Here is a 23,416-nt window from a genome sequence, read left to right as displayed (position 1 = left end):
GCTCAGTTCTTGGGCATCGGCTTCATCTGATACTCCGCCGGCGGCGTGGCGCCGAGCAGGTACTGCACGAAATAATCCCAGCGGCGGCGTGTGACATACGGGGTGAGATCGCCATAGCCATGTTTGGCGTTGGGCAGCATCAGCATGTCGAAGTTCTTGTTGGCCTTGATCAGCGCATCGGCCACCAGCAAGGTGAGATACGGCGGCACGTTGTCGTCCAGGGTGCCGTGCACCAGCATCAGCCGGCCCTTGAGGTTGCCGGCGCGGCCGGCGTTGGCCTGGTCGTCGTAGTTGGACGTGCCATCCTTGTTGACGATGTGTTCGCCGTGATACTTCTCGGCCCAGTCGTCTTCGTAGCCGCGGTTGTCGTGGTTGCCGCTTTCCGACCAGGCCACCTTGAACAGATCGGGATAGCGCAGCATCGCGGCGGTGGAGGCGTTGCCGCCGCCGGAGTGGCCCCAGATGCCGATGCGGCTGGTATCGAACCAGGTATAGCGCTGGCCGAGTTCTTTGATCGCGGCGACTTGGTCGGGCAGCGTGTTGTCGCCCATGTTGGCGTACCAGGTGTCGTGGAAGGTCTTGCTACGCCATGGCGTGCCCATGCCGTCGATGGCGATCACGATGAAGCCCAGCTCCGCCAACGATTGATTGTCGCCGTGGCCGGCAAGGAAACTGCGGCCACGCACCGATCCGGTCTGCGGGCCGGGATAGATGTAATCGATCACCGGGTATTTGCGCGCCGGGTCGAAGTTGCTGGGCTTGAACATCAGCCCGTACAACGTGGTCTTGCCATCGCGCGCCTTGACCGTGATCGGTTCCGGCGGGACCCAGCCGGCGGCCTTGAGGCGGCTGATGTCGGCAGTGGCAATCGTGCTGACGGTGCGTCCCTCGCCGGCATCGCGCAACAGCGTGATTGGCGGGGTGACTGAGGTGGAATAGGTATCGACAAAGCGCGCGCCATCGGGCGAGAGCGCAATGTGGTGATCGGCCACTTCGGGTGTGAGCAGCACCGGCTCACCGCCGTCCAGGCTCACCTTCCACAGCTGCTGGTAGTACGGGTCCACACCGGGCGTGCGGCCCACACCGACGAACCACGCGGTGCGCGTCACCGGGTCCACGCGCAACAACTCGGTGACGTTGCCTTCGCCGGTGGTGATCGCGCGCTTGGGTTTGCCGGTGCCCAGATCGTAGAGATACAGCTGGCCCCAATCGCTGCGTTCGGAGAACCACACCGCCTCGTTGCTGCCAGGCAGGTACGCCCAGTTGGCGGCGACCTGGCCGCTTTCGTAATAGGTCTTGGCGGTTTCGTCGAAGGCGGTGCGCACCTCGCCAGTGGCGACATCGGCGATGCGCAACCAGGTCTGCTTGTGGAAGCGCGAGGTGGAGGCGAAGGCCAGCGTCTTGCCGTCCGGCGCCCACTTCACATCGTCCCACAGGCCAGGCGAGCAGCTCACATCGTCGCACAGGGTGGAGCGGTGCTGATCCGGCGGCAGTTTCAGCCGCAGCACGCTGCGCGTGGGCACGTCGATGACCACGCGCTCGATCATGGTCACGTCCTTGTCGCCGGCAAGCGGGTATTTCCACGACTGCAGCTCCGGATGCCCGAGCTTGGTGCTGACCAGATACATGTCGCCGGTCTTGCGCTGGTCCTGCTGGAAGGTGGCGATCTTGCGCGAGTCCGGCGACCAGGCAACGATTGCGTTGTCGCTGTGCTGCCAGCCGGCGTTGTCGGTGGCGTAGCCGAAGTTTTCCACGCCGTCGCGGGTGAGCTGGGTTTCCTGGCCGCTGACCAGATCGCGTACCCACAGGTTCCAGTTGCGGATGAAGGCTTCGCTGCGCTTGTCCGGCGACGGCACGCCCGGCTCTGCCTTGTCCTTCGCATAGAGCTTGCTGCAGCGCGCACGCGTGTCGCAGACCACGGCGGTATCGCGGACGTTGAGGCGGTAGCGGCCATCGGCGGTGCGCTTGACCACCGGTGCGAACGTGTCGGCCTTGAGCGGTTTGTCGCCGGTCTTCAGCAGCGTATTGAGCGAGCCGACCAGCGCGGACTGCTTGAACAGCGGCGCGGTCCTGCCGGTGGCGGTATCCAGCTGCAGCAGCCGGTTGCCGGTGGCATCGTGATCGACATAGACCACATGGGTGGCGTCCAGCCAGTCGATGCGCGTGGCTTGGTGATCGACCAGCGGTTGCGCCAGATAGCTGGTGAGGCGCTCGGCGCGGGCGTAGTCGGCCTCGGTCACGCTGGGGACCTGTGCGCTGGCCAGCGCGGGCAGCGCGGCGATCGCCAGGGCGGTGAGCAGGTGGCGCATCGGCAACGGTGTGAGCATGTGGACCTCGTCGGAAGGGGCGCGCGTCGATGCGGTCGACGCAGCCCCCTGATGCTACCTGGGCCGGCGGTGCGTGTGCCTCTGCCATAGGTCGTGCCATGGCCGTAGACCAAGCCGTTGCGACAGGCGCAACGTGCGCCGACATCCCGGGTGTGCCGCGCGCGCGGGCGTGTGGCTACTTGCCCATGCAGCACTTCCAACGCTCGTTCACCCGCTGCGCGAACCAGGCGGTGGTGAGCGTGCGGGTGATCTTCGGGCTTTCCAGGGTGATACCCGGCAATACGGCGCGCGGCAACGGTTTGCCGGTGCTGCGCTCGGCCAGCGCGAACACCTGGCGATACAGATCGGTGTCCTCGAAATCGGCCGTATCGCCGGCTTCCAGTGCCCGGCGGAGTTGCCGGTCGCTCATCGCCAGCTGGCTGCCCAGGGTGCGTGCGGCGCGTTCGGTGCCGCCCGGTGCTTCCAGGCTGGCGCCGGGTGTGAGCAGGTCGCCGTCCAGCGCGAGCGCGATGCCGCTGGCCTTGCTCAGCGCGGCCTGGAAGGCGGCATTGCGGCTGGCGTACCAACCGGCGTTGAAGTCGGCGAAGCGGTACAGCAGTGCGTCGTAACTGGCCGGATACCCGAGCAGATGTCTGGTGCCGAACCACAGCCCGCCGCGACGGCTGAAGACTTCATGGCGCATCGAGTCGCCCGGTGGATACGGATAGCGCTCGGCATGCTGCTCGGCAAACGCGATGCTCACCTGCATCGGCCCGGCGGTGTGCACCGGATTGAGCCCGTCGAACAGGCGCGCGCCCAACGGCACGCTGCCGGTGAAGTCCTCGAAGATCTTGCTCAACTCCTGCTCGGTGCGCGCGCTCGCAATGCGCGTGGCATAGCTGCGGCCATCGGGGGAGTCGATGCGCAGGGCGGCGTCGACCATGAAGCCGGGAATGTGGTGCGCACTGGCGCGGCGGTCGATCTCTGCGCGCGAAATCTTGCCCAGATTGGGAACGACGGGATTGGCCTGATAGGTCGACTCCTGCTCGGTCACCGCCAGCACCGCGCAAATGTGCTCGGGGCTGGTGTCCAGCCCCTGCGAGGACAACGCCACGTACACATCGTTGGCCCAGCCGGCACGATCGGTGAGGGTGGCCGGCAGGCGCCGGGCGATGTCGGCCTTGACCGCATCCGGAGAGCGCTGCGGCGCACGCGGGGCCTGGGTGGCGCAGGCCGACAGCAAGGCGACGGCAAGCAGCATGAGCAGGCGGGGCAAGCGGGATGTCACGGCGTCTCCAGATCTCAGGCGGCGGCTGCCGTGCGGCAGTTTACGTCGCTGCCGGACGGGGACCAGCACACACCGGCACACAAGGGATGCCGGCAGCTCGCTGCGTCGGTCGCTCCGATTCAAGCCAGGTGCGATCAGGCCGATAACGAGCTCGATCAGGAACGTCGCGATCACGGTGCCTGGCATGCCTGCCGGTCATCATTGCAGAAATTGCTGCATCGATGTCGCGTTCAAGCAGACGCCGACCTTGCCCAATTCCACCGCTGTCCACCCATGGGAGTGCCTGAAATGCCGCAGCAACCAGCAAGCCCGGTTCGGGTCGGAGGTGTCGCCGTGGTCACGGTCCCGGCGCGTTGTGCCTTGTCGCCGTCATGAGTCGCCGATGAGCCTTCTTGCGGCACGCTGGCAACGGGTCTTCGCGGGGATCGCATTACTGCTGAGCAGCGCGGTGGTGTGGGCGCAGCCGCAGCCGTGGAAGGCGATCGAATCGGCCGCCATCGACGACCCCAAGGCCGCGTTGCAGACCGCACAGACCTTTTTGCAGCAGGCGCGCAGCAATGGCGACGCCGACGCGCAATTCTGGGCCTTGCTGGCCCAGGCGCGCATCCTGATCTCGCTGGAAGACAACGATCATCGCCAGCTGGTGCTCAGCCAGGCACGCACCGTGTTGGAGCAATTGCATGGCAACGCCGCGCAGGCGCAGCTGTGGCTGGATACCGTGCAGGCACTGAGCGATGTGCGCGAGAATCCCAACCGCGGCATGGTGACGCGGCTGGAAGACCTGCGTCAGCGGGCGCGGGCACTGGGTCGCAACGATCTGCTGTGCGAAGTGGAAGCGGTCGACATGTGGAGCATGCTGGCCTCCAGCAGCAGCGATGAGGCATGGAAGGCGGCGCAGGCCAGCTACCAGTGTGCGGTGCGCGAGCACACCTTGAGCCTGGAGCTGGACGCGTTGACTCAGCTGGGGTCGCTGGCCAGCCGTGTCGGCGGGCGCATGGCAGAAGACAGCGAAGCCGAAGATTATCTGCAGCATGCCCTGACGCGCCTGTACGGCCAGCCGGCACGCTTCCAGCGCAGCCTGATCGAATACGAGTACGGCACGTCGCTGGCCGGGCAGCAACCCGAGGCCGCCTTGCTGCATTTCAAACGCGCGTTGGCGCTCAGCCGCGAGCTCGGCGATCAGGCCGGCGTGGCCGCAGCACTGACCAGCGCCAGCGAAGCCCTGAGCGAAACCGGCGATGCGAATGCGGCACTGGCGATGGCGCGCGAGGCGCTGCCGCTGATGCAGAAACAAGGCAACGTTGGCCGTATCGCGGCGTGTCATGCGGTGTTGCTGCAGGCATTGACGGTGTTGAAGGCAGACAGTCTGGGGGCCGAGATCGTCGCGGCCAGGGCGGCTGACGACCCGAACCTGACCTTGAGCCGACGTGCACAACTGCTCGATGCCATTGCCCAGGCGCTGGCAGCGGAAGGCCGCCATGCCGAGGCGTACCAGGAACTACAGCGCGCCAACACGCTGCGCGCACAAAGCCTGGACCGCCAACGCGACACCGTGATGCTGCGCTTGCAGGCGCGCTACGAAGATGCGCGCCGTGGCGCCGAAACCGCCGAGCTGCGTCGCCGCAGCGAGACTGCGCAACTGGCCTTGCAGGCGCGCGAAGCGGGCCAACGCACGCTATGGATCGCGCTATGTGCGGCCTGCCTGCTGTTGCTGGGCGCCTTGGTGGTGCTGGCCTTCGGTGCGCGCCATCGCCGTCAGCTGTCGCGGCTGGCGATGCGCGACGAACTCACCGGCCTGCCCAATCGCCGCGCCATTCGCTCTGAAGCGCAACAGCAGATCGAGCAAGCGTTGCGCTCGCAGATCCCATGCATGCTGGCGTTGATCGATCTGGATCACTTCAAGTTGATCAACGATGTACACGGCCACGCCACCGGCGATGCGGTGCTCAAGGCGCTCGCCAGCGCCTCGAAGCTGGCCTTGCGCACGCAGGATCGCCTGGGCCGCCTGGGCGGCGAAGAATTCCTGCTGGTATTGCCGGGCTGCAACGCGGAAGAAATTCCTGCGGTGTTCGCGCGCCTGCGCAGCGCCGTGGCCGCCATCCAGATTCCCGGCCTGCCGGCAGACCAGCCGGTGCGGTTCTGCATGGGCGCGGTCAGTGTCACCGCCGCCACCGGGCTGGACGTGCTGCTGAGCCAGGCCGATCTTGCGTTGTATGCAGCCAAGACTGCCGGGCGCGATCAATGGGCGGTGTGCTGAGCGTGCGTGCGTCGATCGCGTATTTGCGAATCGCGCTTTTTAAATCGCTGGGGTCTGCAGTCGCGCTGCAGCATCGAGCAACGATGCCGCTCTAAACCACATGACGTTTTTCATCGCAGTGCGTTGTGAACCTGCGTGTGAGGTGACCAGTGGAGTCAAGCGAAGCGAGAAGGCTCGATCGCGCCTTGCGGACCACGTATCGCGGTCCGCAAGGCGCCACCGACGAGACCGTCGTGCTTACTGGCTGACTTCCTGCATCGGCACCTTGTGCTCCTTGGAATATGCGCGCTGCGCGGTATTCAGGGCTTCGATATCGACATTGAGCTGGGCCGACACGGTTTCCAGGTCCTTGGCCAACGGTGCCAGCTCGGTGTTGGTGTAGCCGTTGGGCAGTGCGGCAAAGCGCTCCAGTGCGGCCATCATTGCGTCGGCGCTCTTGAGGTAGGCCGACAACTTGCCGTCCAGGTCCTTGGCGTTGTCCGGCACACCCGAGGCAACGGCGGCATTGGCCTGCGCATTGGCGGCCAGGGCCTTGCGTTGGCTGCCCAGCGCGGTCTTGTAGCTGTCCAGCGGCTTGTGCGCGATGGCATCGTTCACCAGGCTCTGCCCGCGATCGCCGGACACCCACGGGTCGATGATGGTCACCGCGCCATTCCAGACCGAGATGTTGTGCAACAGGTACTCGCTGGAGGAGAGCTTGGAAGCGCCGGTAGTGGTGCCGCCGCCGCAGGCAGCAAGCAGCAGACTGAGAGAGACAAGCAGGAGTGTGGTGAACGTCTTCAAAGCGAAAGATCCTTGAGGGAAGACTGTTGTCGCCGTTGCATGGCGTCACAGCAAAAAATCCAAGGAAGCGTCCAGACAATCCGCGTGGCAGTGCTGCCGGCCATCTTCCTTGAGACGAATGCAGCGTGGAGCGTTCCATGTCACTCGATCGAGTGCGCTGCGCGGCGATTATAGCGGCTGCGACCACGCTGCATGTGCATGCGCATAGCGCGGCGTTGCAGTACAAGAACGCCTTTTGTCTGCGCGCGATCACGCCGACAGGCGCCGATGCAAAGTGCCAGCGGTAAACTGCGTCGCACGATTGCAGAGAGGCCTGCTTGAAAAAACGTCCCAAATCACCACCACCACCGACGCCGGCGCCTGCCAATTCCCGCATCGTCGACGCCTGGTGGTCCTCGTGATCGCGGCGGCCTGTTGCGGGCGGCTATGGTTGTTGCTGCAGGCGGTAATCAGCGGGCGCTATGTCAGCGTCGTTCGTGGTCGGCCGGCCAGGACGTTTTATGCCGACACCGACCCGCAGCGCTACTGGATCTCGATCGGCTGGGATGGCCTGTTGACCACTGCCCTGTTGGCGATGGTGGGTGTGTTTGCGTATCTCGCATGGAAGGATTACCGGCGCGATCGTGCCGATGCCATGCGGCGCGGCAGACGCTGATGGCAGGCCACGCCCACCGACCATCTTGAGTGGTCCTTGCCCGCCCACCGTCGCGGGACCTTACGCGGCATGGATGCCGCGTAAGAGCTTACAGGGATGTACTTGCAGCGTGTCCCGCGATGGTGGGCGGGCAAGGGCCTTGCAGCCAGGCCGCAGATCAGCGGCTGCACACACCTGGCAGTTTTGTGCGCGACTCTTGAACAGACTTCACGGTATCCCACGCTTGCGCGAAGGTTTGGCTGCGTTGCGCTTCGGCCAGGTGTCGTAGCTGTAGACGAACTCTTTCTGGTCGGCACCGCGTGTCGGGTCGCAATGCCAGGAGCTGGCGACGATGCCGGCTTCCAGCACATCGTCGACCTCGCGCACGGATTGCGATTCGAAGGCGCAGATCGCCCCGTAGAGTTTGATGTCCCAGTCCGGGCTTGCCGTTTGATGGGCATGCTGCACCAGCACAATGTCGCTGCCTTGGAAGTGGTGCACCTGTGCGCTGCGGTCGCGCGCGATGCTGAAATAGCACGGCGCACCGATGCCCAGCGGAAACACTTCATCGTCGCGCAGCACTGCGCATTTTCCAGCGTGCTCGCCCAAGCGAATCGTGCGCCCGGCCAGTGTGGCGGTGGTGACAGGGTTGGAGAGCGTGACTTCAGACATGGGCTGCGCGGGCGGTGTCTGTGCCTGCGATTGCGTCTGTGCGCCTGCTGGCGTGCACAGCATCAGCACGAGTGGGGCCAACCATAAAGCAGTGAGATGGAGGCGCATGCAACATCCTTGTCGAGGGCGGTGCAGTATCGCAGATTCATCCGCTATCGCTGTCTGCATGGCCCACGTGTTGAGGTGTCTCGATGATGGTCGGGGCGGTTGTACCTGATCGCGCAGACGACACTCAGCGCCGCGCAGGCAACGTCGCCAGCACACCATCCAAGGCGAGTTGCGTGCTGAAACCAGCCTTGCTCAGGCGCTTGCTCACTTCGTTGGGAACATCGCGCCCGCTGGTGAATTTGTTTGGCGCGCCGGTGTAATGGAACATGCGCCCGCCGCGGCGCAGCACGCGCGCCAGCTGGTCGTAGAACACCTGCGAATACAGCTCGCCGGCAATGCCGAAGCGCGGCGGGTCGTGCAGGATGGCGTCGACCGAACCGTCTGCGAGCGTGGCGACGTGCTGCGAGATATCGGCGTGCGTCAGCTGCAGACGTCCACCGCTGGCGTCGTCGTCCGGATCCGGCGACCACGGATTGAGGGTGCGCAGCCACAGCACGTCGGCGTTCTTTTCGAACGAGTGCAGTTGCGCCACGTTGGCCTCCAGGCAGCAGGCGGCGAAATAGCCCAGGCCACCACAGGTATCCAGCACGACCTTGCCGCGCGGATCCACCAGTGCCACCTTGCGGCGCGCATCGTCGAACGGCGACAACTGCGCCGACGGCAGCATCTTGATGCCGTCGATCTCAAAGGTGGGCGCGCCCCATTCGGTCGGCACCAGCTTGATCAACGCACCGTTGAAACGCGAGATCGGCGCAAAGTCGTCGCCGTCCCAGAAGTACAGCGTGCGCTCTTTGAGCTTGCCCGGATACGGGTAGCCCCTGCCGCGCCACTGCCAGGTCTGCGCATCCAGCTGCGCAGTGCCGGTACTGCGGCCCAGGTCCAGCGACCCGGTCCATTGAGTCAGACCATTTCCGCGCGCGGCAAGCAGGGCTTGGGCGTCAGAGAGAATGAGTAGTGGGCCGGAGTAATGGGGCACGGGTGACAGGTCTGGATTCGGACGCGTAGCGCGCGCGCCGGTGTCAAGGAAGGAATCGGCATCGTAACCGACCCATAGCGTGCCGGCATCCTGTTGCCTGCAAGTAACCCAGGAGTGCGCAAACAGCGGCTGCGCGCAACGATTCCTCCAACGCATGGCGCACCGCATACTGTGCACTGCCCGCACCGACACCGCGTCGGATCGGCGCCAACCGTGGAGTGTGGGCAATGCTGAAGGGTGTGTTGTTGGGGTTCGCCTGCTATGCGGCCTATTCGATCAGCGATGCGTTCGTGAAGCTGCTCGAAGGCACGTTGCCGGTCTACGAAGTGCTGTTTCTCGGCGCGTTGCTGATGCTGGTGGCGGTGCCGTTCCTGAAGAAGCCCGACGACCGCCTGCGCGAGCTGGTGATGGCCAAGCAGCCCAGTCTGTGGCTGCTGCGCGCGCTTACCGGCGCGATCGGCAATCTGACCTCGGTGATCGCCTTTACCACCTTGCCGATGGCCGAGGCCTTTGCGCTGATCTTCTTGATGCCGATTTTCGTGACCGTGCTGTCGGTGGTGTTCCTCAAGGAAGAAGTGCATTGGCGGCGTTGGTCGGCGGTGATCGTGGGCTTCATCGGCGTGTTGATCGTGTTGCGTCCCGGCTTTCGGCATCTCACCCACGGGCATGTGGCGGCGATCGTCTGTGGCCTGGTGGGTGCGATCTCGGTGATCACCTTGCGCATGGCCGGCCATAGCGAGAAGCGTTTGACGCTCTATGGCGCCGGCGTGATCGGCCCGTTGGTGATGGGCGGGATCATGATGTTGCCGACCTTCGTCTGGCCCACGCTGTACCAGTGGTACTTGTTGGCAGGCTACGGCTTGCTCGCCGGTCTGGCGGCGATTTGCCTGATGTACGCCACGCGCATGGCACCGGTGAGCGTGGTGGCGCCCACGCAATACAGCCAGATGTTGTGGGCGATCGCGTTCGGCTATCTGCTGTTTCACGACCATCTGGATTGGCCGATGGCGGTGGGCATCGCGTTGATTCTGGGCGCCGGTTTGTTCACGCTGGTACGCGAAGAACAGGTGTCGCGTTGGTGGCGACGGACCAAGATTGTTTGAGGTCGGCGCGGTGCGCCGCGGGAATGGGGAGTCGGGAATGGGGAATCGGAAGGGCGCTGTTTCGACATGTCGCGATGCGCGTGATGCTGTTGCGATTCCCTATTCCCTATTCCCTATTCCCTATTCCCTATTCCCAGCTGAGCGTTACGGTGACGTAGTGGATTCCGGGCGCGGTGCGCGCCAGGTTTCGACGATGCGCGCGTACTCGCCGCTGGCCTTGCTCAGGTGCAGCCATTGGTCGACATAGGCCTTCCATGCTTGGTCGTCGCGCGGCAGCAGGAAGGCTTTTTCGCCGTACTGCAACGGTTGCTCCGGTGCGATGGCGCATAGCGCGGGCAGGCGTGCCTGCTGGTACAGCGCCTCGGAGGCATCGGTGATCATCACGTCGGCGCGCTGGTCCACCAGCTCCTGAAAGATGGTGGTGTTGTCGGCGAACAGGCGCAGGGTCGCATGTGGCAATTCGCGCCGCGCGAAGGCTTCGTTGGTGCCGCCGGGCGGCTCGATCACGCGCACGTCGGGTCGATTGAGTTGCGCGATGCTGCGGTAACGCGTCTGATCGGCGCAGCGCACCAGCGGGATCTTGCCGTCCACGTCCAGCACCGTGCTGAAGCTGGCCTGGCGTTGCCGCTGCAAGGTTACCGAGATGCCGCCGACTGCAATGTCGCAACGATCGGCGAGTAGATCGGGCATCAGTTGCGGCCAGCTGGTGCGTACGAATTGCACGCGTGCACCCAGGCTGGCGCCAAGCGACTGTGCCAGCGCGATGTCGCTGCCTTCGAATTGCCCGTCTGCGCGCAGCAACGAATAAGGACGATAGTCGCCGGTGGTGCACACGCGCAGCACACCGGATTGCAGCACTGCATCCAGGCGTGAGGCAGGCTCGGCAGCCTGCGCGCTGCCGCAGGTCAGCAGGAATGCGAGCAGAGCGCGATAACGCATGGTTTGGCCTCGATGATGAGTCATCATGATAACCATAGGCTGCACGGCTGGCTTCGGCGCGTTTTCAGCGAACGCACGTCAACAGCGTGTCAGCGCGGCGATGCTCAGGCTCACGGTGCACTAGCGTTGCGCGGCCTAGCGTTAATGCACCACTGAACGCAACGGAGTCGTCCATGCATCTCAATCCACGTACTGCTCGCCCGATGACCAAGTTCACCACAGGCGTTGCCGCGCACGGCACGCCCGATCCGGATACCAACGAGGAAGAAATTCCGTTGGAAGAGCAGGCGCCGCAGCAAGGCGGTTTGCGCGAGGAGGTGGGCGATCTGGAAGAGGATGACGATCAGGCACTACCGGGCCGTGTAGGCGGTGGGCTTGCTGGGGGCTAGTAAGTGTTGGTTGCTGGGCAGCGTTTTGCGAGTTGATTAACACGTCAGGGGAACTGCACGTTGCCCGGTTCGAAATACACCGGCTTGTTGCCGTCTTCGGGCAGCGCGGGAATGGTATCGAGGATGGCCTTGCCGCGGATGTCGGTGATGCGGATGGACAGTGGCTGGTTGCCCAGTTGTTCGCCCAGGAAGTGGTTGTAGTCCATCTTCTGCAAGCTTTTCCAGGTGCTGCCTTGCTTCACTTCGAACTTCACGACCGGGTAGGCGTGGTTACGCACCTGGATCGCGGCCCACCAGCGCGAACTGCCTTCCTTGATGCGGTATTGCACGTTGCCGGTGATGGGTGCGCGCACGATCTTCCAACTGATCGGGATGCGCCCTTGCACCATGTCGCCGATTGCAGCAAAGGCATTCGGCGATAAGTCCAGGCCGCCGGATGCGCCGTCCGGATACAGGTCGGTGACATAGACGACGGTCTTGCCCTTGGGGCCGGTGACTTCCAGGTACGCGCCGGCAAGTGCGGCCTTGACCCCACCGAAGTTCATCTGGGTCGGGTTGAGTGCGGTGATGAAGGCGTTGCTGGGAATCGGATCCAGCAGGACTGCACCGCCGGAATAGCCGGAGCCGGTATAGGTCGCTGTGCCGCTGAAGGTGCTGTTCCAGGTGGTCGCCTTGCTCGCGTCGGCTTTACTCGCGCTTTTTGCAGATGCGCTGGCAGATGTAGCTGTCGCCAATCCCCATGCTTGATGCAGGATCTGTAGCTTGTCGCTGCGCGGGCTGCCATCGCTGGCGAGCAGGCCGCCATTGTTGGCATTGCCTATTTCCCAGCTGCCCAAAAAGGCACTGTGCATGCCGGTGTTTGTCAGATAGCCGCTCAATGCCTGTTGCCATGCGGGGTCGCGCGGGTCGCCATCGCCCAGGCCGCCGCCAATGCTCACCGGCAGTACCGCATAGTCTGTGGCAAATGTGCCGAAGTCGCGTTGCCAGCCCGCTGGCAGACTGCGTGGAAAGTCGGCCGCTGCGAAGGCATCTGCCGCATCGCGATCCGGCCCCGCCAGTTTGGGCATCAACACCAGTTGCTTTGCCGGAATGCGCAGCGGCACGCAGGCAAGCGGCTGCAGATTGCTGCCGGGCGCCTTGCGCGCGGAGTCGCTGCAGAGCGCGTTGTTGCCGACACCTTCCACGCCCACCACCCAGCGCGGTGCCTGTTTGAGGACGGTGGCTGCCGCGCGCGAGGCGATGCGATTCCAGTCGGCGTCTGCGCTGTTTCCGGCCCAAGTGGCATTGCGGTAACCGCTGCTGCCCAGATCAATGCCGATCACACCGGTGGTGGTGCCGTAGCGGGCGGCGAGCGTGGTCAAGCCGTTCGTCCAGGCTTGCTGCTGCGTGCCCAGTTGCGGTGCGGAGTCATCGCACCTGCCATCGGCAAATGCCAGCAGGACCTGCATGCCGCGTTGGGTGCTGGCGCGCACGACCGCATCGAGCACCTGCAACGAAGTCAGGCCGTGCAGTGCGGGGTCGCCTGCGACATCGGCCGCAGCGACGGGCTTGGCTTGCAGCGTTGCCGTGCAGATCGGCACACGCAGCGCATTGATATCGGCTGCCTGCATCTGATCCAGCGTCTGTTGCAGCGTGCCGTTGCGCAGACCCGCTGCAACCAGCGCAGCGCGATCGAAGCCCGGCCAGGTCACGCCGCGCAGTTGCAGCGCCTGACCGCGCGCGTCGATCAGTTGCCCGTGTGCATCGACCTGCACGGCCAATGCAGAGACCGGAGCCAGCAACGTCATGGCCAGCAATAGATGGGAGCGTGAGTACATGGGAGTGTCCTGAGGGTTGGGCCCGCGCAGGAGACCAGCAATCGCCACGTGCGGGCCGTGCGCGCAGTCAAGGAAGCGGGCAGGAGCGCGTGCTGCAGCCAGCGCAACGAGCGCGCTGGGACGCGGATCGCTGTTTGTGCGAGATGCCGCACGCTTGCCATCTTGGTCGCGGCAGTGAATGCCCTGCCAACGCGCAGCCCTAGCTGCATGGCGCAACACGCGGCGCGCAACCCGCACTGTGCGCACCGCAGCATGGCGCTGTCCGCTCGGCATGCGCCGGCGTATTTGCCGGCCCACCCGGCGTTGCTGTTCAAACCGCTGGTGCGCGCTGCCGCGATCTCGTATTTTTGACGGCTTGTTCACTTGCCGGTGCCGTGCCCATGTCTGACCCGTCCGCGCCCGATCATCTGCAACGCAGTCTCTCCAATCGTCACCTGCAGCTGATCGCCATCGGTGGCGCCATCGGCACCGGGCTGTTCATGGGCTCGGGCAAGACCATCAGTCTGGCTGGCCCGTCGATCCTGTTCGTCTATCTCATCATCGGCGCGATGCTGTTCTTCGTGATGCGCGCGATGGGCGAGCTGCTGCTGTCCAACCTGGAGTACAAGTCGTTCATCGACTTTTCCACCGATCTGCTCGGGCCGTGGGCAGGGTTCTTCTGCGGCTGGACCTACTGGTTCTGCTGGATCATTACCGCCATCGCCGATGTCATCGCGATTGCGGCGTATGCGCAGTTCTGGTTTCCGGGATTGGCGCCGTGGATTCCGGCCATCGCGTGCGTGTTGTTGTTGCTGAGCTTGAACCTGGTGACGGTCAAACTGTTCGGCGAGATGGAATTTTGGTTCGCGTTGATCAAGATCGTCGCCATCGCTGCGTTGATCATCACAGGCGCCGGGCTGGTGGCGTGGGGCTTCCGCTCGCCGTCGGGCAATGTGGCCTCGCTGTCGAATCTGTGGAACGACGGCGGCATGTTCCCGATGGGCATTGGCGGGTTCTTCGCCGGTTTTCAGATCGCGGTGTTCGCCTTCGTCGGCATCGAGCTGGTCGGCACTACCGCGGCTGAGACTGCAGACCCGCGCCGCAATCTGCCCAAGGCGATCAACTCGATCCCGGTACGCATCCTGATTTTCTACGTGCTGGCGCTGATCGCGATCATGGCGGTGACGCCGTGGCGGCAGGTGGTGGCCGACAAGAGCCCGTTCGTGGAGTTGTTCGTGCTGGCCGGCGTGCCGGCGGCGGCGAGTTTGATCAACTTCGTGGTGCTGACCTCGGCCACCTCCTCGGCCAATAGCGGCATCTTCTCCACCAGCCGCATGCTCTACGGCCTGGCCGAGGAGCAGCATGCGCCCAAGGGCTTCGCCAAGCTGTCGCGTGCAGCAGTGCCGGCGCGCGGGCTGCTGTTCTCCTGCGTGTGCCTGTTGCTGGGCGCGATGCTCGTGTATCTGATTCCCAACCTGGTCACCGCGTTCACGCTGGTCACCACGCTGTCGGCGGTGCTCTTCATGTTCGTGTGGTCGCTGATCCTGTGCGCCTATATCGCGTATCGGCGCAAGCGCCCGGAGCAGCACGCGGCCTCGGCGTTCAAGATGCCCGGTGGCGTGTTGATGTGCTACGTGTGCCTGGCGTTTTTCGCCTTCGTCATCGTGCTGCTGACCTTGCAGGCCGACACGCGCCAGGCTTTGCTGGCCAGCCCGGTGTGGTTCCTGCTGCTGGCGATCGGCTATGCGGTGAAGCGGAAGCAGACGCGCACAGGCTGAGCGCACGCAAGACCGACCGAAGACATCACCAAGGCCCCGCACTGCGGGGCTTTGGCGTCTGTGGCTGCACGGCGCCGCGATAAAGGCCACTGGCAGCTAAGCGCGTTTTGCGCGCGACGTTGACGCCGATCGGATGGAACGGGATGCTCGCCGCCATCCATCGCCACGGCCCGCCGCATGATCACGACACACCCGATTGCCGGAACGCAGCACACGCAAGGTTCCTGGGTCGACCTGTGCCAACCCAGCGCACAGGAGCTGGCGCAGGCCGCAGAAAAGGTGGGGTTTGCGCTGCCGGATCGCGCGGCGATCGGCGAGATCGAATTCAGCAGCCGGGTGCGGCGCCAGGGCGAGGTGCTGTTTCTCAACGTGCCGCGCTTTCAGGACGACGATGGCCCGACCGCGCCGCTGGGCTTTGCGGTGTCGCCGACCATGTTGGTCACCTTGCGCGAGCAGCGCTTGGGCTCGCTGGAGGCGGTGGCCGCGCGGCTTGAACACGAGCCCTGCCACAGCGCCGACGATTTGTTGCTGCGCATGTTCGACCAGCTGGTGGGCCGCCTGGCAGACCGGCTGGAATCGCTGGAAGCCGAGGTCACCGACACCACCCGGCAGGTGTTCGACGAGCCGCACAAGACCAAGGATCTGGAACGCATGCTGCATCAGGTGGGCGGCATGGGCCGGCGCCTGGGCGGGCTGCACAATGCCGGGCAGGGACTGCTGCGCCTGGTCACCTATCTGGATGACCAAGCACCGGACTGGTTTGGCGAGGATGCGGCCAAACGCATCGGATTGCTGCACAAGGATCTGACCACCTTGAGCGAGTTCCAGCAACACATGGACGACCGCATCGAGTTCCTGCTCGACAGCGTGCTGGGCATGATCAACATGGACCAGAACAACGTGATGAAGGTGATGGCAGTGGCGTCGGTGGTCGGCATCCCGCCCACGGTGCTGGTCGGCATCTGGGGCATGAATTTCGCCTACATGCCCGAACTCAAATGGCACGACGCCTATTTCTGGGCGCTGGGCGTGATCGTGCTGAGCATGGTGGTGCCGCTGGTGTGGTTCCGCAAACGCGGATGGGTGTAATGCATCAGAGCTGAAAAATCGTAGGAGCGCACCAGGGCGCGATGCGGGTTACCGGTAAGGCCCTCGCGCCCAGGGGCGCTCCTACGAGGTGCCGTCAGCGCAATCATCTGTTGCCTACAGTTGCGTGACTACGCAATGCCAAGCTAGGGCAGCTCGGTAGCTGTGCAGCTCGCGGCAGAATGCAGGAAAACCGTAGGAGCGCCCCTGGGCGCGATGCGGCGTTACCGGGAAGGCCCTCGCGCCCAGGGGCGCTCCTACAGGGCGGCCTGGATCAGCCCTTGGCCTGGAAGCTGGCTTCTTCGTACGGCTGCACCACCACCCAGCCTTCGCCGGCAAAACGCATTTGCAGGCTTTCGCCGGAGCCCCGGCCGAACAGGGTGCCGATCGACACGTCGGCCACCAGTTCCGGAGTCAGCGTGCCCGACCAGGCTACGGTGGCATTCGGGTCGGTGAACACCGGGCCGCTGGCGGCGGTGACGGGCAGGGTCAGCGGCTCGTAGTGCGAGGTGATCGCCACGATGCCGTGGCCGCTCAGGCGCACGTTGAACAGGCCGCCGGACAGCATGCCGGCCACCTTGCGCATCATGGTGATCTTGTGCTCGACACCGGATTCGAACGCCAGCACGTCGTTGCCGTTGACGAAGATCGCCTCGCCATTCAAACGCAGCAAGGTCACCAGCTTGCCGAGGTCGGCCAGATACACACGGCCCTGGCCTTCGGCCTTCATCAGCTGCATGCCTTCGCCGCTGACGGCCTTCTTCAGCAGGTTGCCCAGGCCCTGTTCCAGCAGACCCTCGCGGGTGAACTTGACGTTGCCGGTGCGCGCGACCATGGCGCCGGCCTTGGACCACACCATGCCGTCGAGGCGCACTTCCAGCAGGTGCGGGTTTTCCAGTTCGAACGGATCGGGGCTGACGTCCTTTTCCTTGGAATGGGCGAGAAATTCGTTGAGCGTGCGTACGGCCATGGGTCCATCCCGGAGCGTGAAAGAGTGCGCATGATACGCGGCAGGCCGGTGTCTTCGAAGCGTGCTGATGTGCGAGCCGCTTTGGGTCTGCAGAGATGGCGCGCCGATCGGCACGAAGGCGCGTCGCAAATAAAACAACCGCTCGGCCTGCGCAATGCTTCTGAGATCAGCGTCGGATTCACGACACTGCTGCCGGGCTAGATTGCTCCTACAGATAACGTCTTTACGTTTGTTCAAGGAGTTGGCCGATGCGCGTTGTTCGTGGCAATCGAGTAGCAGGGGGCTGGTCTGGAATGTCGCTGCGCGGTGGCGCGATCGTATCGCTGCTTGCCATCGTCGCCAGTGTGATTGGCGTGCACGGCGCACCCGCGCAAGCGGCAGTGGGGCCGGGCGTGGTGACCGGCGACACCATCGTGCACGATCCTTCGATGCTCAAGCTCGGCGATGGGCGTTACTACATCTATGCCACCACGGGTGTGGTCACCAGTACCGACCGGACCAGATTCAGCAATGCGGGTGCGATCTTCAGCACCACGCCGAGTTGGGTGCGCAATTACAACGCAGACAATCAGGTGTGGGCGCCGGATGTGTCCTTCCACGGCGGCAAATACTTGATGTATTACACCGCGTCCAAATTCGCCACGAACAATTCGGCGATCGGGTTTGCCAGCAGCAGTTCCGGCAAGCCTGGCTCGTGGAAGGATCAAGGCATCGTCTACACGTCAAAGAGCAGCGACGACTACAACGCCATCGACGGCAATCTGGTGGTGGATGGCGGCGGCAAATGGTGGTTGGCGTTCGGTTCGTTCTGGTCGGGGATCAAGCTGATCCAGCTCGATCCGGGCACCGGCAAGCAGCTGTCCAGCAATACGGCGCGTTACAGTCTGGCGAGCCGGCCGTATCCGGGCGCGGTGGAGGCGCCTTTCATCCAGCAGGCCAATGGCTGGTACTACCTGTTCGTGTCGTTCGATGCGTGCTGCAAGGGCGCCAGCAGCACCTACAAGATCGCAGTGGGGCGTGCGCGCTCGGTGACAGGGCCGTATCTGGATCGCGCTGGTGTGGACATGCGCAACGGTGGCGGCACGGTGATCCAGTCCGGGTTGGGCAGCATGCATGGGCCGGGCGGGCAATCGGTGTTTCGCGATGGCGATGGCGACATTCTGGTCTACCACTACTACGACGATCGCGGCGATGCGCGCCTTGGCATCAACCGGCTGAGTTACGACGGCAGTGCGTGGCCGGTGGTGCAGTAGCAGCGATCACTGCAGCGCGCGGTGGGCTCTGCAATGACGCAACGATCAGGCGATGCTTGTTGCAGTGATCTGCCAGCGCTACCGACAGCCGGAAATGCGATGCCGCCAGCGACGCCGAGCAACGCCCGGGATCAACGATTGCACACTCAGCGTGTCGCCGCTTCGGGCTTGCGCGCGCGTTTGGCCGGCGCCGCCTTGGTCGCTGTGTCCGGGTATAGATTCAACAGCATCAAGGTGACGCCGTTGGTCCAGCCGAAGCCGTCCTGCAGTGCGTATTCGCCACCGCCGCCGCCGGCTGCATCGGCTTCCAGGCCGTATTTTTCGACCAGCTTGTGTTCGCGCGCGAACAGCGCCTGCACCTGGGTGAGAAAGCGCTCGCCGATGGTGCGTGCCAGCGCGTCTTCGCCGTAACGGCGCAGGCCGTCCACCGCCACCCATTGCAGCGGCGCCCAGCCATTGGGCTCGTCCCATTGCTGGCCGGTCTTCGCTGCGGTGGTGGCCAGGCCGCCGGGACGCAGCAGACGCGCACGCACGCTGCTGGCGGTGCGCTTGGCATGGTCGTCCGACGACAGACCGGCAAACAGCGGATACAGCGCCGCCGCAGTGACCTGGTCGCTCAGCTTGCGTGTCTGCCAATCGTAGTCGGCGTAATAGCCGGCCTTGTTCCACAGATGCGCATCGATGGCCTGTTTGCGTTGCAGTGCCAGCGCGGCGTAGTCCTGCGTGCACTCGGTACCTGGCTGCGCGCAGGCCTGGGCCAGGGTGCGCTCCAGGTGATACAGCAGGCTGTTCAGATCGATCGGGATGATGGCGGTGGTGCGGATGGTGCGCAGGTTCTGGCCATCGGCCAGCCAGCGGCTGGTGTAGTCCCAGCCGCTTTCGGCACCGGCGCGCAGGTCGCGGTAGACCTCGGCGGCCGGGCGGTCGCTCGCTTCGGCGGCGGTGCGGGTGTCGTGCAGCCAGGCTTCCGGGCGCGGGGTGTCGCGCTCGTCCCAATAGCGGTTGAGCAGGCTGCCGTCGGCCAGGCGCACCACGTGGCGGGCGGCTTGGCCGGGCTGCAGATCCTCGCTGCCCTGCATCCAGTAGGCGTATTCCTTCTGCAGCTGCGGCAGGTAGCGCTGGTAGACCGCCTCGCCTTCCACGCCGGCCTGCAGTTCCACCATGTAGGAGAAGAACGGCGGCTGCGAGCGGCTCAGGTAGTAGCTGCGATTGCCGTTGGGGATGTGCCCGTAGGTGTCGATCAGGTAGGCGAAGTTGTCCAGCATCTGGCGGCTGAGCGTGGTCTCGCCGCTCTTCACCAGGCCGAGCATGGTGAAGTAGGAATCCCAGTAATACACCTCGCGGAAGCGCCCGCCGGGCACCACGTACGGATGCGGCAGCGCCAGCAAGCTGCTGTACGGCGGCACGTGGGTCTGGCTGCGCACCAGCTTGGGCCACAGGTCGTCGATGTGTTCGCGCAGCGCGGTGTCCTGGCGGATCGCGTCGGTTTGCACCGGCGGCGACTCTTCGAAATTGGCGTCCACGAACTTACGCAGGTCAAAGCCGGGGTGATCGTGTTGCGCCAGATAGTCGGCGTTGATCAGTGCCGGGTCGCGCAGCGGCAGAAAGTCGACGAAATGCTTCTGGTCGTCGAACAGCTCGCCGCGCTGCACCGCCCGGAACAGTTCCGGGTAGGCCAGGTCGGGTGTGGGCGGTGTGGCCGCCGGGGCGTTGACGACCGGAGTGTCCATCGGCGCGGCGGTCAGCGTGCACGGCGCAACGAACATGCTCAGCGACAGGCCAAGCAGCGACGTGCAGCACGGGGGCGCGGCAGAACTCATGGCATCTCCAGAACGGGCAGTGGCGTAAGGCATGGTAAACGACCGAAGTGGCGGGCGGGACCGGACGATGGTGTCGGCAGGCCGACAGGCTTCGCACGGAGACGACAAGATTCAGCAAGGTGATCCGGCGCGGTGTCGCAGGTTGTTGCGCCAATTCAGGCCTATCGGCGCGGATTGAGGCAGCTTGAGCAGGTGCGGTTCGGCGTAGTCAGCCCGTTCACTGCAAGATGCGCACCAGCCGTAGCGGGCTGAGCTGCGATTGCGAGCACCAACCGCGCCCGCCTGGCAGCCGCGCCGTAGTTTTGTTGGCCGCTGTAAAGCGTTGCATGCGTAGGTGGATGGCAATCCTGGGCGACCGATCTCGCTCATCCAGCTGATGGGGCGTCTTGTTGGACGCGCCGCCGCCCGCAGATGGGACGTGGTTTCACATGCTCCATCAACGCGGTCTAGCGCTTGCGGTCGGTTTCCAGCAAACGCTGCAGCTGCAGCGCGTTGGGCACTGCCAGCCCGGCGGCAGTGTTGTCGAAGATCACCCAGCGTTCGGCCTGCAGATGCGTGCCGTCGTGCGGGGTATGACGCACCGCGTCGGCCAATGCCTGCAGCGCGCTGTTGTCGTAACTGCTGTAGTAAATGCGCGGTGCGCCATGCCAGCGCCAGTAGTAAGGCCCGGCGGTAGGGCTTGGTGTGGCGGCTTCGGGAACCGGCGCCGGGTCTGCGGCGCAGCGTGCGATGTGGTGGCGTGTCAGCAGTGCCTGTGCCTGCGGCAAAAACCAGCTGGCGTGGCGCGGCTCGCACACCGCGCCGCCGTCCCAGCGCCGCCGCAGCATCGCGAAAAAGCTGGCTGCCACGCGCGCATCGAAGGCGGCGCTGGGCGGCAACTGCAGCAGCAGGCAGCCCAGTCGCGTGCCCAGCGCGCCGGCCTGGGCCAGAAACGCATCCAGCAACGGACCGGCCGCATGCAGGCGCGCGTCGTGGCTGATGCTGCGCGGCAGCTTGACCGAAAAACGGAAATCCTCCGGCACGCTGTCGGCCCAGCGCGCATAAGTGCCGGCACGGTGCGGGCGATGGAACGAGGAGTTGATTTCCACCGCATCAAAACGCGTGGCGTAGCGCTGCAATACGCTGGCGCCGTCGCCAAACGCCGCGCGGTCGGCGGCCGGAATCGACCAGCCTGCACAGCCACAGCGCACACGCGGCACGGCGATGGACGAACGAGACGACATGACGGGGAGCGATGCGATCGGGCAGCACTCTATGCATGCGCGCGCGTCAGCATTGCGTGTGCAGTGTGATCACGGCCGACTCACCCGCGACTTCGATACTGGGCGGATGCCAGAAGGCCCGTCCCTTGTCATCCTGCGCGAACAAACCGAGGCCTTTGTCGGTCGCAAGATCCTGCGTGTCTCCGGCAACAGCAAGCAGGACATCGCGCGCCTGGATCAACAGAAAGTGCTGGCATTACGCAGCTGGGGCAAGCACTTCTTGATCGAGTGCGCGCAGTTCAGCGTGCGCATCCATTTTTTGTTGTTCGGCAGTTATCGCATCGACGAAGACAAGCCCAATGCGGTGCCGCGTTTGCGTCTGGAATTTTCCAAGGGCCAGCGGCTGAACTTCTACGCCTGCTCGGTGCAGTTTATCGATCGCCCCTTGGACGATGTGTACGACTGGACGGCGGATGTCATGCATCCACGTTGGGATGGCGCACAGGCGCGGCGCAAGTTGCGTGCCGCGCCATCCATGCTTGCCGCCGATGCATTGCTGGATCAGAGCATCTTTGCCGGCGTCGGCAACATCATCAAGAACGAGGTGCTGCACCGCATCCGGGTGCATCCGGAGAGCGCAGTGGGCGCGTTGCCGGCGCGCAAACTTGGCGAGCTGGTCACCCAGGCGCGCGACTACAGTTTCGATTTCTACACCTGGAAAAAGGCCTTCGTGCTGAAAAAGAATTACCAGGTGCATACCAAAACCAGCTGCCCGCGCGATGGCGCCCCGCTGCAGTATCGAAAGCACCTGGGCAAGGCCGGGCGGCGTGCGTTTTTCTGCGAAGTCTGCCAACGGCTTTACCGGGGCGAGGAGGCTGTGTGACCCAGCGCTCAACGTGAATGGCGGCTGGCTCTCTCTGGCCAGACAACGAATTTCAAACGCGCGCAGGCGCAGCGCCCGCTAGATTTGCGCGTCCTGCACCGGGTTCACGGTGTGGCGTGCGAATCTCTCATCTCATCGGTCTCCCGCATTGTGACTACCCGCAGGAAGGAAACGCTTGTCCCGCATGTCGCCGCAGTCGCATGCACGGGCGCCATGCTGTTCTTTCTTGCCTGTCTGTTGCTGTATATGCCGCCGCCGCGCGAAACCCTGCGACACGACGACAGTTTGCAGGTGTATTTCGTGCCGCGCCCGCAATTGACGCTGCCGGCACCGATGGAGCCGCCGCAACCACGCGAGCGCACAGCGCGCGCTGCGCCTGCCGCCGCATCGGCATCGGCCGCCCGCAGCGCGCCGCCACCAACGCGTACCCCACCGCCGCAGCGCCAGGTGGCCGCCGCCAACGCGCCGGCCAACGAATCGATGGCAGCCCAGCTCTATACCCGCGAAGGCCGTCTGCGCATGCCGCAAACGGCGCAAATAGATCCGATGGCGCAAAACGGTGCCGCCGTGCCGCCGGGCATGAGCGATGAGCGCGCGCAGACCAAGGCGCGCAATGTGATGGAACGGGTCAACCCGGTGCAATACCAGGACACGCGCTTTGCCAAGGACTGGAAGAGCGACGGCACGCTCGGCGATGTGGCGATGCAGGAAATGAATCGCGGCATGAAAAAATTCAACGACATGCTCAACGGGCCGCAGACGCAGGTGGCCAAGGCGCGACCGCCGCCGGATGTGCGCTTCAATCCCGCGTTGGCCGGCAATCAGGCCGAGATGGGCAGCGAAGCGACCGGCGATGCCTACAAGGCCGCACCGATCGCGCACGAGACACCGCCCGATCTCAAGGGCGAAGCCAGCCGCCGCATCCGCGAGGCGCTGGCGGCGCTGGAGCAACGCAGTGCGCGTTGCGACGCGTCAAAACGCAAAACCCTGTTGTCGCCGGTGCGCACGCATCTGGGCGATCTTGAGCGCGCCGAGCACGCCTTGAACAACGGTGCCGACCCGGTAATGGCCGCGCAAATGCTGCCGCGCCAGGCCGACAGCGCCTACGATCTGGCCCGCCGCGCGCTGTGGTATGCCGATCGCCAGTTGAAGCAGTGCGCGACTGGGTGAGTG

At 64.6% G+C, this 23,416-nt stretch carries 19 protein-coding genes; 9 read left to right on the top strand and 10 right to left on the bottom strand.

Features of this window, described 5'->3' with window-relative positions:
• Positions 1–2: 2 nt before the first annotated feature.
• Together FFY45_RS13295 and FFY45_RS13290 are read right to left on the bottom strand one after the other, a co-directional pair.
• Positions 3–2,327, bottom strand: coding sequence for a S9 family peptidase (locus FFY45_RS13295; RefSeq protein WP_176340791.1), 2,325 nt, complete (start codon positions 2,325–2,327; stop codon positions 3–5).
• Between the two features lie 175 nt (positions 2,328–2,502).
• Complete coding sequence (locus FFY45_RS13290; protein WP_176340790.1) at positions 2,503–3,594, bottom strand: DUF1615 family protein; 1,092 nt, start codon at positions 3,592–3,594, stop codon at positions 2,503–2,505.
• 382 nt (positions 3,595–3,976) lie between these two features.
• On the opposite strand from FFY45_RS13290, the gene FFY45_RS13285 reads away from it, so the two are divergent.
• On the top strand, positions 3,977–5,851 hold the full coding sequence (locus tag FFY45_RS13285) for a GGDEF domain-containing protein (protein ID WP_176340789.1): 1,875 nt from the start codon (positions 3,977–3,979) through the stop codon (positions 5,849–5,851).
• 237 nt (positions 5,852–6,088) lie between these two features.
• Here the strand turns inward: FFY45_RS13285 and FFY45_RS13280 are convergent, their stop codons facing one another.
• Complete coding sequence (locus tag FFY45_RS13280; protein WP_006452317.1) at positions 6,089–6,634, bottom strand: hypothetical protein; 546 nt, start codon at positions 6,632–6,634, stop codon at positions 6,089–6,091.
• A 388-nt stretch (positions 6,635–7,022) separates the two neighbouring features.
• On the opposite strand from FFY45_RS13280, the gene FFY45_RS13275 reads away from it, so the two are divergent.
• Entirely contained in the window at positions 7,023–7,289 is a 267-nt protein-coding gene (locus FFY45_RS13275; protein ID WP_176340788.1) for a hypothetical protein, read from the top strand.
• A gap of 207 nt (positions 7,290–7,496) precedes the next feature.
• Here FFY45_RS13275 and FFY45_RS13270 read toward each other — a convergent pair whose 3' ends face one another.
• The gene (locus tag FFY45_RS13270; protein ID WP_176340787.1) at positions 7,497–8,048 is read right to left on the bottom strand and encodes a hypothetical protein; all 552 of its coding nucleotides are present in this window, start codon (positions 8,046–8,048) and stop codon (positions 7,497–7,499) included.
• A 124-nt stretch (positions 8,049–8,172) separates the two neighbouring features.
• On the bottom strand, positions 8,173–9,024 hold the full coding sequence (locus tag FFY45_RS13265) for a class I SAM-dependent methyltransferase (protein ID WP_343204104.1): 852 nt from the start codon (positions 9,022–9,024) through the stop codon (positions 8,173–8,175).
• Positions 9,025–9,251: 227 nt separating this feature from the next.
• On the opposite strand from FFY45_RS13265, the gene FFY45_RS13260 reads away from it, so the two are divergent.
• Entirely contained in the window at positions 9,252–10,127 is an 876-nt protein-coding gene (locus FFY45_RS13260) for a DMT family transporter (protein WP_023905229.1), read from the top strand.
• A 144-nt stretch (positions 10,128–10,271) separates the two neighbouring features.
• Here the strand turns inward: FFY45_RS13260 and FFY45_RS13255 are convergent, their stop codons facing one another.
• Positions 10,272–11,066 carry a transporter substrate-binding domain-containing protein gene (locus FFY45_RS13255; protein WP_176340786.1) on the bottom strand — a complete coding sequence of 265 codons (795 nt, stop codon included), beginning with the start codon at positions 11,064–11,066 and terminating at the stop codon, positions 10,272–10,274.
• A 173-nt stretch (positions 11,067–11,239) separates the two neighbouring features.
• Here FFY45_RS13255 and FFY45_RS13250 point away from each other — a divergent pair, with 173 nt between their 5' ends.
• Entirely contained in the window at positions 11,240–11,455 is a 216-nt protein-coding gene (locus tag FFY45_RS13250) for a hypothetical protein (protein WP_176340785.1), read from the top strand.
• Positions 11,456–11,499: 44 nt separating this feature from the next.
• Here the strand turns inward: FFY45_RS13250 and FFY45_RS13245 are convergent, their stop codons facing one another.
• Positions 11,500–13,272: an expansin EXLX1 family cellulose-binding protein gene (locus tag FFY45_RS13245; RefSeq protein ID WP_176340784.1), complete on the bottom strand. Its 1,773-nt coding sequence runs from the start codon at positions 13,270–13,272 to the stop codon at positions 11,500–11,502.
• Between the two features lie 380 nt (positions 13,273–13,652).
• Here FFY45_RS13245 and cycA point away from each other — a divergent pair, with 380 nt between their 5' ends.
• Positions 13,653–15,029: a D-serine/D-alanine/glycine transporter gene (gene cycA / locus FFY45_RS13240; RefSeq protein WP_176340783.1), complete on the top strand. Its 1,377-nt coding sequence runs from the start codon at positions 13,653–13,655 to the stop codon at positions 15,027–15,029.
• 177 nt (positions 15,030–15,206) lie between these two features.
• On the top strand, positions 15,207–16,118 hold the full coding sequence (locus FFY45_RS13235; protein WP_176340782.1) for a CorA family divalent cation transporter: 912 nt from the start codon (positions 15,207–15,209) through the stop codon (positions 16,116–16,118).
• A gap of 271 nt (positions 16,119–16,389) precedes the next feature.
• Here the strand turns inward: FFY45_RS13235 and FFY45_RS13230 are convergent, their stop codons facing one another.
• On the bottom strand, positions 16,390–17,085 hold the full coding sequence (locus tag FFY45_RS13230; protein WP_176340781.1) for an AIM24 family protein: 696 nt from the start codon (positions 17,083–17,085) through the stop codon (positions 16,390–16,392).
• A 248-nt stretch (positions 17,086–17,333) separates the two neighbouring features.
• On the opposite strand from FFY45_RS13230, the gene FFY45_RS13225 reads away from it, so the two are divergent.
• Positions 17,334–18,338, top strand: coding sequence for an arabinan endo-1,5-alpha-L-arabinosidase (locus tag FFY45_RS13225; protein ID WP_255171960.1), 1,005 nt, complete (start codon positions 17,334–17,336; stop codon positions 18,336–18,338).
• A 146-nt stretch (positions 18,339–18,484) separates the two neighbouring features.
• Here the strand turns inward: FFY45_RS13225 and treA are convergent, their stop codons facing one another.
• The gene (gene treA / locus FFY45_RS13220) at positions 18,485–20,158 is read right to left on the bottom strand and encodes an alpha,alpha-trehalase TreA (RefSeq protein WP_176340780.1); all 1,674 of its coding nucleotides are present in this window, start codon (positions 20,156–20,158) and stop codon (positions 18,485–18,487) included.
• Positions 20,159–20,604: 446 nt separating this feature from the next.
• A complete protein-coding gene (locus tag FFY45_RS13215; protein ID WP_176340779.1) occupies positions 20,605–21,381 on the bottom strand; it encodes a DUF72 domain-containing protein in 777 nt (258 codons plus the stop codon).
• Positions 21,382–21,487: 106 nt separating this feature from the next.
• Here FFY45_RS13215 and FFY45_RS13210 point away from each other — a divergent pair, with 106 nt between their 5' ends.
• Complete coding sequence (locus tag FFY45_RS13210) at positions 21,488–22,243, top strand: DNA-formamidopyrimidine glycosylase family protein (protein WP_176340778.1); 756 nt, start codon at positions 21,488–21,490, stop codon at positions 22,241–22,243.
• Positions 22,244–22,393: 150 nt separating this feature from the next.
• Positions 22,394–23,413 (top strand): hypothetical protein, encoded by a 1,020-nt coding sequence (locus tag FFY45_RS13205; RefSeq protein WP_176340777.1) that lies wholly within the window; start codon positions 22,394–22,396, stop codon positions 23,411–23,413.
• The last annotated feature ends 3 nt before the right edge of the window (positions 23,414–23,416 follow it).

This window comes from Xanthomonas hortorum (assembly GCF_011305375.1).
Classification (GTDB): Bacteria; Pseudomonadota; Gammaproteobacteria; order Xanthomonadales; family Xanthomonadaceae; genus Xanthomonas; species Xanthomonas hortorum_E.
This window is presented reverse-complemented; position numbering and strand designations above follow the sequence as displayed.

Excerpts from the sequence above, each read along its gene's own strand:
- FFY45_RS13235 (WP_176340782.1), top strand. The coding sequence starts at position 15,207 with ATGATCACGACACACCCGATTGCCGGAACGCAGCACACGCAAGGTTCC.
- FFY45_RS13270 (WP_176340787.1), bottom strand. The coding sequence starts at position 8,048 with ATGCGCCTCCATCTCACTGCTTTATGGTTGGCCCCACTCGTGCTGATG.
- cycA (WP_176340783.1), top strand. The coding sequence starts at position 13,653 with ATGTCTGACCCGTCCGCGCCCGATCATCTGCAACGCAGTCTCTCCAAT.
- FFY45_RS13225 (WP_255171960.1), top strand. The coding sequence starts at position 17,334 with ATGCGCGTTGTTCGTGGCAATCGAGTAGCAGGGGGCTGGTCTGGAATG.
- FFY45_RS13295 (WP_176340791.1), bottom strand. The coding sequence starts at position 2,327 with ATGCTCACACCGTTGCCGATGCGCCACCTGCTCACCGCCCTGGCGATC.
- FFY45_RS13255 (WP_176340786.1), bottom strand. The coding sequence starts at position 11,066 with ATGCGTTATCGCGCTCTGCTCGCATTCCTGCTGACCTGCGGCAGCGCG.
- FFY45_RS13210 (WP_176340778.1), top strand. The coding sequence starts at position 21,488 with ATGCCAGAAGGCCCGTCCCTTGTCATCCTGCGCGAACAAACCGAGGCC.
- FFY45_RS13245 (WP_176340784.1), bottom strand. The coding sequence starts at position 13,272 with ATGTACTCACGCTCCCATCTATTGCTGGCCATGACGTTGCTGGCTCCG.
- FFY45_RS13230 (WP_176340781.1), bottom strand. The coding sequence starts at position 17,085 with ATGGCCGTACGCACGCTCAACGAATTTCTCGCCCATTCCAAGGAAAAG.
- FFY45_RS13215 (WP_176340779.1), bottom strand. The coding sequence starts at position 21,381 with ATGTCGTCTCGTTCGTCCATCGCCGTGCCGCGTGTGCGCTGTGGCTGT.
- FFY45_RS13285 (WP_176340789.1), top strand. The coding sequence starts at position 3,977 with ATGAGCCTTCTTGCGGCACGCTGGCAACGGGTCTTCGCGGGGATCGCA.
- FFY45_RS13250 (WP_176340785.1), top strand. The coding sequence starts at position 11,240 with ATGCATCTCAATCCACGTACTGCTCGCCCGATGACCAAGTTCACCACA.
- FFY45_RS13260 (WP_023905229.1), top strand. The coding sequence starts at position 9,252 with ATGCTGAAGGGTGTGTTGTTGGGGTTCGCCTGCTATGCGGCCTATTCG.
- treA (WP_176340780.1), bottom strand. The coding sequence starts at position 20,158 with ATGAGTTCTGCCGCGCCCCCGTGCTGCACGTCGCTGCTTGGCCTGTCG.